The organism is Streptococcus sp. SCPM-O-B-15277 (M60), from assembly GCF_058200335.1.
Window position 1 is genome coordinate 1 of the sequence record NZ_JBYQGR010000009.1, and the last position, 6,894, is coordinate 6,894.

The 6,894-nt window shown below is 32.9% G+C and carries 5 protein-coding genes and 1 pseudogene; 3 read left to right on the plus strand and 3 right to left on the minus strand.

Annotated elements, in window-relative coordinates:
• Both AC3E9F_RS08330 and AC3E9F_RS08335 read left to right on the plus strand, forming a co-directional pair.
• The coding region (locus AC3E9F_RS08330; protein ID WP_490673000.1) for a hypothetical protein at window positions 1–290 on the plus strand (290 nt) is incomplete at its 5' end.
• Between the two features lie 7 nt (window positions 291–297).
• A pseudogene (locus tag AC3E9F_RS08335) lies at window positions 298–554 on the plus strand (type IIL restriction-modification enzyme MmeI); the annotation flags it as partial.
• Between the two features lie 920 nt (window positions 555–1,474).
• On the opposite strand, the gene AC3E9F_RS08340 reads toward AC3E9F_RS08335, so the two are convergent.
• Window positions 1,475–1,672: a hypothetical protein gene (locus tag AC3E9F_RS08340; RefSeq protein WP_490673001.1), complete on the minus strand. Its 198-nt coding sequence runs from the start codon at window positions 1,670–1,672 to the stop codon at window positions 1,475–1,477.
• Window positions 1,673–2,653: 981 nt separating this feature from the next.
• Here AC3E9F_RS08340 and AC3E9F_RS08345 point away from each other — a divergent pair.
• Window positions 2,654–3,952: a plasmid recombination protein gene (locus AC3E9F_RS08345; protein ID WP_490673002.1), complete on the plus strand. Its 1,299-nt coding sequence runs from the start codon at window positions 2,654–2,656 to the stop codon at window positions 3,950–3,952.
• An 81-nt stretch (window positions 3,953–4,033) separates the two neighbouring features.
• Here the strand turns inward: AC3E9F_RS08345 and AC3E9F_RS08350 are convergent, their stop codons facing one another.
• Together AC3E9F_RS08350 and AC3E9F_RS08355 are read right to left on the minus strand one after the other, a co-directional pair.
• Window positions 4,034–4,846, minus strand: a complete 813-nt coding sequence (locus AC3E9F_RS08350; RefSeq protein ID WP_117745262.1) for a replication initiation protein — start codon at window positions 4,844–4,846, stop codon at window positions 4,034–4,036.
• Between the two features lie 601 nt (window positions 4,847–5,447).
• The gene (locus AC3E9F_RS08355) at window positions 5,448–6,080 is read right to left on the minus strand and encodes a hypothetical protein (RefSeq protein WP_490673003.1); all 633 of its coding nucleotides are present in this window, start codon (window positions 6,078–6,080) and stop codon (window positions 5,448–5,450) included.
• Window positions 6,081–6,894: the final 814 nt, after the last annotated feature.

Below are 6,894 nucleotides of genomic sequence, written 5' to 3' on the forward strand. Positions count from 1 at the left end.
TTGATCGTTGCATTGTAGAAGATAGCTACACAGAATCTAGCAGTGTAGATGATGCTAGCAATCGTATAGAAACTGTATTGCAGGAGCAAATTAAGCAGCTTCGTGAGGATTTTGATAATGAACGACGTTTTTTAATCTCTCAGATTGATGAAAAAGATGATCAAATTGCAGATATTTTGGAAACTAACAGCAACCAACTCCAGCTTATTGGAGCACTGACTATCAAAAATGAAACATTACTTTTAGAAACAAAACAAAGCTGGTGGCAACGTTTGTTTTCAAAAAAATAACTAATTAGAAGTTCAAAAAGAGAAGATTTCTAAAACCGCTCAAGCTATTCTTGAAGCACGTGCACTATATCCAGAGAGCTCATTGGCGGATCTCTATGATGAGTTAACCATGCAGTCGAACTTAGACGAGCTCACCAGGCTAACGATAAAGCAGTTATGGAATTTTATGACATGACAAAAATCGTAGAAGGTAAGAAAACTTGGTTAACTGAAAGTGAAACAGTTGCACGATTATTTGAGATGTATGAAGAGATAACAAAATAGACCTCACGGAGGTCTATTTTTTGTATAACTGCCTCCAATTTGCGTTTTTTCATACAAAAAATACGCATTTTTGATGCTGACATGATGATTCTGAGCGTTTTTCAGATTTTTTCGTAAGTAATATATCGCTGAAATGCCTAGAGCCTCAAGGACATGAGCGTTTTTAGATATATAACTTTCCGAAAAAGACCAATTTTTCGGAAAGTTATAGATATGGCATTTTTAACGTTGTAATAACTGATTCCTGATGTTATAATAAAAAATGGCTGGATTTGTTATGATGCAAGCTAGTAACAAATTCAGCTGTACCCGTAAAAGGGAGCAAAAGTTGGCTCTTCTAGAAGTGACTTAAACCAAAACCCGAAGTTGCGATAGAAGTCCGAAAGGTCTAGCCAAATAGTATGCTTAAACTGGCCGTGACAAGGGAAATTTTATGAAAATAAAATTTAAAAAGACTGGCACTAAGTTTGAATTTGAAATCACTCTTACAAGTCAGTTAATCTTCATGATAGCTACAGCCCTAGGTTTACTTTAGTAACTTAGTGCTTGCTTCAAAGTACTCTCTGCACCCAAGAGGGTACTTATTTAATTATAATTAGTATCTGATGAGTTTTTAATCTATTTAAAATTATTTATAGAGAATTGAACGAAAATTACATGCAATAAAAAAACAGACTTCCCCAAGTCTGTTTTTATAAAACCCGAACTATAAACGACTCCTCCTACATTATAAAACATAGACCTTTTAAAATCCATATTTCGAAGGGAGTAGCTACAGCCACTTGCTTGTGACAAGTTTATAGAAAATAAAATTTAAAAATTAATCTTCGTAGTTATTGTAACAATGTACGAAAAAAAAGTCAAGAAAAATGTTGGGAAATAAGGATAGATATACTCATTTGGTGTAGAAAATATATTTTCTAAAAAACTTCATCCCTATCAATCCCAGGATAAGGGCACTGATTATTTAAAATACGATTTAAACAATCTATGCTCGCTTGTAGATAGAACAATTCATTTTTTATTGCAGCTGTATCAGACATTGCTGCTAAATGGGCACACTGCCGTTGCATATGCCAGATTGTCTTTTGGATATTTTTTTCTTTTAAATTTGTCATGCTTAGATTATATCTTGAAAAGTACTAGCTTTTTTCTTAATTCCTGAAATGTTGAATTTTTCATCTCAACTGTAATTTTTGATAATCTTTTTTGTCTGCGTGATTCGCGGACAAATCGCACGCTGGTTCGTGCGATGGGCAAGTAAAAATTGCGTGAAGCAATTTTTTCGGTGCGTAGTTCGCACCGATTTTTTCGAGGCCACTTTTGTGGGCCGAAAAAGCAGTGAATTTTTTGAACCGTGAGGGTCAAAAAAGGGGTGCAACCCATAGCCCTCGGCAGAGCGTTTTAGTTTTGTACGTTGCGCAGCAATGTCAAAACTACAAAAACGTTACTCTTTGACAAAGAGTAACAGAAACTCTGCTTGATCCGAGATAGATACTTTTATTTACAACTGATTACATATCGACAATAGTTGGCGTGGAATAGCGATAGCCCCACGCCGTAGCCCAACATTTTGGGCTAAATGTTTCTCTTTAAGCTACTAAAACTCTATAGAAATCCATAGATTTAAAAATCATGGACTTATATAGTAGTCCATGAATTCTAAAAAGATGGACTTATATAGTAATCCATAAATTCTGAAAAGATGGATTTTTATAGTGTTCCATGAATTCTAAAAAGATGGACTTATATAGTAATCCATAAATTCTGAAAAGATGGATTTTTATAGTGTTCCATAAATTCTAAAAAGATGGACTTATATAGTAGTCCATAAATTTTGAAAACGTGGACTTATATAGTGTTCCATGAATTCTGAAAAGATGGACTTATATAGTAGTCCATAAATTTTAAAAAGATGGACTTATATAGTAATCCATGAATTCTGAAAAGATGGTCACTATATAAGTCCATTTTTTTTAAAAACAAATACTCAAATAAATTTGTTAATCACGTTTTTAACGGAAATTTTAAAAAATTTTTATTATCTTTTGTTTTTTGTGGCATACTACTATCACAATAGTAAGAGAGGAAACAGACTAATGAATCAAATGACCATTTCTTTCAAAACAAAAACTGGCATGACAAATATACGTCATAATAACAGAGATCTGAGCGAAGAAGAATTTAAGAGTAATGAACACAAGCATATTAATCGTGCATTGTCCCACGAAAATATCACGATTATTAAACGTGACATAAAAGAAGTCTATCACGATGAATTTGACGATGCTTTAAATACTTATAATTCAAAGCAACGGAGGAAGGATAGAAAAATTGAAGACTACTACAAACACGTTAAAAAATCAAAGACATTAGATCTGCAACGTGAATTTGTAGTCTCAGTAGGTAATAAATCTGACTGGGAAAAGATGGATTTCAATAAAAAAAGAAAGGTGGGAGAGGCTCTAGCAAGCTACGTAAGAGATTTTAATGAACGGCACGATCATTTAGTCATCTATAATGCAGTTGTCCATTTAGACGAAGATGGAGCTCCTCACGCTCATTTTAACGTTGTTCCTATTGCTGATGGGTATAAAAATGGTCTTTCGAAACAACCATCTTTTTCAAAAGCTCTTCTCCAGGAAGGATTTAAAGAAAAAGGACGTGGCCAACTTAAACAATTTCGTGATCATGAAATTGATAGGATTCAATACTTTATGAAAAACGTTAATATCGAACGCAAGTTAGGTCAAACGAACGATATTAAGGATATGCGAGAATATAAAGAAACTATGCGACAAATTGAATTACAGAAGCAGCAAGAAGAACAGGAACTGCAGCATTTGAAGAATGAAGTCGCAAACATGTCCGAAGAGTTGGATAAAGCAAAATTAGAAGATGAAACTATCAATGCTATGTTACGTCTTAAAATGATCAGTGAAACTGAAGTAGATAAAAGTCAATTTGAAATCAAAGAGCGAGGGCTATTTAATAACCGTGAACGTGTTGTGATTGTTCCTGAAGATGAGTTTGATAGAATAGCCATGAAGGCGAACTATAGTCCATTGTCGAATTTGTTGAACGATTTTAAAGAGTCTATTCTTCAAATAGGGTTCATTAAAAAGTTACATTCTACAATTTCATCTTTAAAGAACGTAATCAGAGAACTGAAAGCAGAATTCCAAAAAGAGAAAGCTCACTTGGAAGAAGAAAATCGAAATGCTTGGTCTAAGTATTTTGAAGCTAGGAAAGAAGCTGATACTTATAAACGTTTTAAATCAGAGTTTGAAAGATATTTATCTGAAGAGGAAAAAAATGAGATTTCAGATAAAATCTATGAACGTCAAGAAGCTGAAATTGAAGGAGGTTTGTGGCAAGATTTTGATTTAGATCGTTAGATAAATTAGGAGAACCTTTTTCTTTTCTCTCCTAGAAAAGGACTTGCATATGCAAGTCCTAATTCTTAATACATGTTCAAATTACAAAAATTCGTGGATATCTGTCTGATGTGATGCTTTCTCTGCCTCTACGATTATCTCTGCAGTGGTTGGCATCCGTCTATCTCTAATTACCATCTCATACCCGATAACTTTTCGTCCTTTTTTTACAGTTGTTAAATCTATATCAGCGTTGAATTTCATTTCTAATTCTTCGCATGCCACCATGAGAGCATTCCTCTTAAACAAACCTGCAGGCCATGACTTCTCTTCACCCAAGAACCAATCTTGCCATTCCTCTAAACTTCCCTTAATGGTTGTATATTCTCGATTTCCTAAGCGATATGCTTCCCAAAGTTTCATCAAGATCAAAGAATACTTTGATTTCACATTTCCTAACTCATCCAAATGGAAAGAGTAGTAGTTTCTTTTCAACTCGAAAACTAAAGGTCCAGCATCTTCAGAGAATTTAAACTCTACAAGGCCATCCTCAATAAATCTTATTCTGCTGAAAAGTTGAGTCATGATTATTGAACGTCTACCATCAGGCAATGTTTCAGGAATATATAGAGCTGTATTCTCATTAAGTCTCGAAAAAGCTTCTGCAATCCGTCTATAATTCTGACCGTTTTTAGTTAAGCCAAAGTGCTTCATAATGTCAAGACTATGAACCGTAAAGACATCACCAACTCTACTATCTTTCGTTACAGATGAAAAACAGTAGTCTAAAACCTTGTGTTCAAAAGCTTTTAAATTACCAAATGCTTTGGCCAAGTCATTCGCCTGGACAACTAAATAATTTTGACGAGAAGCTAGTTCTTCATAAATCTTACTTGATTTTCTATTTGATACCATCTTGTTTACCTTTTACTATGTTTTCTATTATGCTATATTCTATCAATTTTTAATTTTATAGTCAATAATAGGGTACAAAATAGTCATCAATGGGGTACAAAATAGTCATCAATGGGGTACAAAATAGTCAATAATGGGGTACAAAATAGTCAATAATGGGGTACAAAATAGTCAATTATTTATCTGCAAACCCTTTATATTACTGAGTTTCTAAGGTCGACAAAGTAATATAAAGTAATATAAAGTAGGTTAGAAAGTAAATTAGAAAGTATCTTCTTAAGAAAAAAATCTATATTTTATTTTTAAAAAATAAAAAAATCTTTCATTCAGTTCATTATTTTCTATCTAAATATTTACAAATAGAAAATTCTTAAATAACCAAACATTTTATACTTGATAAAACAAAGATTAAAAAAACACCCTTAGTCAGTACAAACCTTGGGTGTTTTTTGGGAGAGTTCTTATTTCTTAAGATCGTTATCTGGCATAAAGTATAAAATTATAAAAAATGGGAGTAATAGTAAATTGTTCCATAAAGAATTAGAGAATAACCCAATACAAATATATATCAAAAATATAACTGTCAGAATTATCTTCTTAATCATTGAAACTCTAGCCCCCAAATGTTTACTCCGGGAGTATAATTAAATACAATACCTCCAGGGCAATTACCCAGAACCACTCCTGCAGTAGCTAAAATTTTTGATACAATAGCTTCAGGAATCCAGATTCCCCCAAGAGTTATTCCAGCTCCGAGATAATTAACAGTAGTTTTTGATAACCATACTCTAGCTCCCCACCAATAAAATCGGATCGCATTTTCTCCTTCTTGATATCCAGAAATAGAACGAAAAGCAAAACTATAACGGTTTACATCCTTAACTTCCTGGAAAACGGTAATACTATCTTGAGAAACTACCTTATACTCATTTGAAGATAACTTAATGCTATCAATTGCAGCATTTGTTTCTGATACCTTGGTTTTTAAAAGATTATATTCAAAATCAGAAAGCTCAAAACTAGCATTTTCATCTATTGCAAAATGATTTGAAGCATCTAAAAATACATACTTATCCAAACGATTCTTTTGCTCTTCTGATAAAGTATATTCCTTTGATTTTGCAACTGTTACTGACTCATTAGCCTTAACTGTTTCAGCTAATGGAAAAGCAGCATTAATAAATACAAGTGATGAAAATGACAATAAACAAAGATATTGCAATGATTTTTTCATGGCCTTCTACTCCTTTATTTTTTAGTTAAAGCGCTTTACACTATCAATATAGTCCTATTTCCAATAAAAAACAAGTCTATAATTTAATTTTTTTTTATGCTATAATAAATAATTGGGGGAAAAAATAAAATAACTATAAAAATCTGATTTTCTCTACTCCAAAAACATATATAGGGTATTTACAGCCTATACCCGACAGAGAGTCTGGACCTCTGAGATATCCGTTTCCAGTCGCCCAACGATAAAGAGGCGCCTCCAAAATAGTATCGCATAGTTTTGACAGATTTTCACAACACATGTTACAATTAACGTATGAAAATGTAGTGCGCAAGCACACCGAAGCCCCTAAGGAATCTATTTCCCTAGGGGCTTTTTTGATAAAAGTCGGATATTTCTACCTTAGACTCTCTAAGTGGCAAATACGTCCTTATATGAGGTTAAATAAGTGTTTGGTTTTTATTTAATACTCCCTGATGGCAGCAAGCAACAAAATCAGATAAAAAAAGCCTGCAATATGACGACAGAAGAAAATTGGAACAAGCAGCAGGAACTATCAAAAAGAAGGCGTTGAAATTTATAACTTGTATAAAAGGATATTCTCATAGATTTCATGGTTTTCATACATATTATGTGTGTAGAATTGTGTAGAATATGCTATAATATATCTACACAAAGCGCTCTAATTGTATAGATGCCGATTTTAGTGGAGGATAAAAAATGAGTGTTCAAATAAGTATCAGAGTTTCTAAGGAACAGAAAGAAAAACTTGTAGAATTAGCTAAAAATGAAAACAAGACAATCACGCAGTACATAC

Excerpts from the sequence above, each read along its gene's own strand:
- AC3E9F_RS08340 (WP_490673001.1), bottom strand. The coding sequence starts at position 1,672 with ATGACAAATTTAAAAGAAAAAAATATCCAAAAGACAATCTGGCATATG.
- AC3E9F_RS08345 (WP_490673002.1), top strand. The coding sequence starts at position 2,654 with ATGAATCAAATGACCATTTCTTTCAAAACAAAAACTGGCATGACAAAT.
- AC3E9F_RS08350 (WP_117745262.1), bottom strand. The coding sequence starts at position 4,846 with ATGGTATCAAATAGAAAATCAAGTAAGATTTATGAAGAACTAGCTTCT.
- AC3E9F_RS08355 (WP_490673003.1), bottom strand. The coding sequence starts at position 6,080 with ATGAAAAAATCATTGCAATATCTTTGTTTATTGTCATTTTCATCACTT.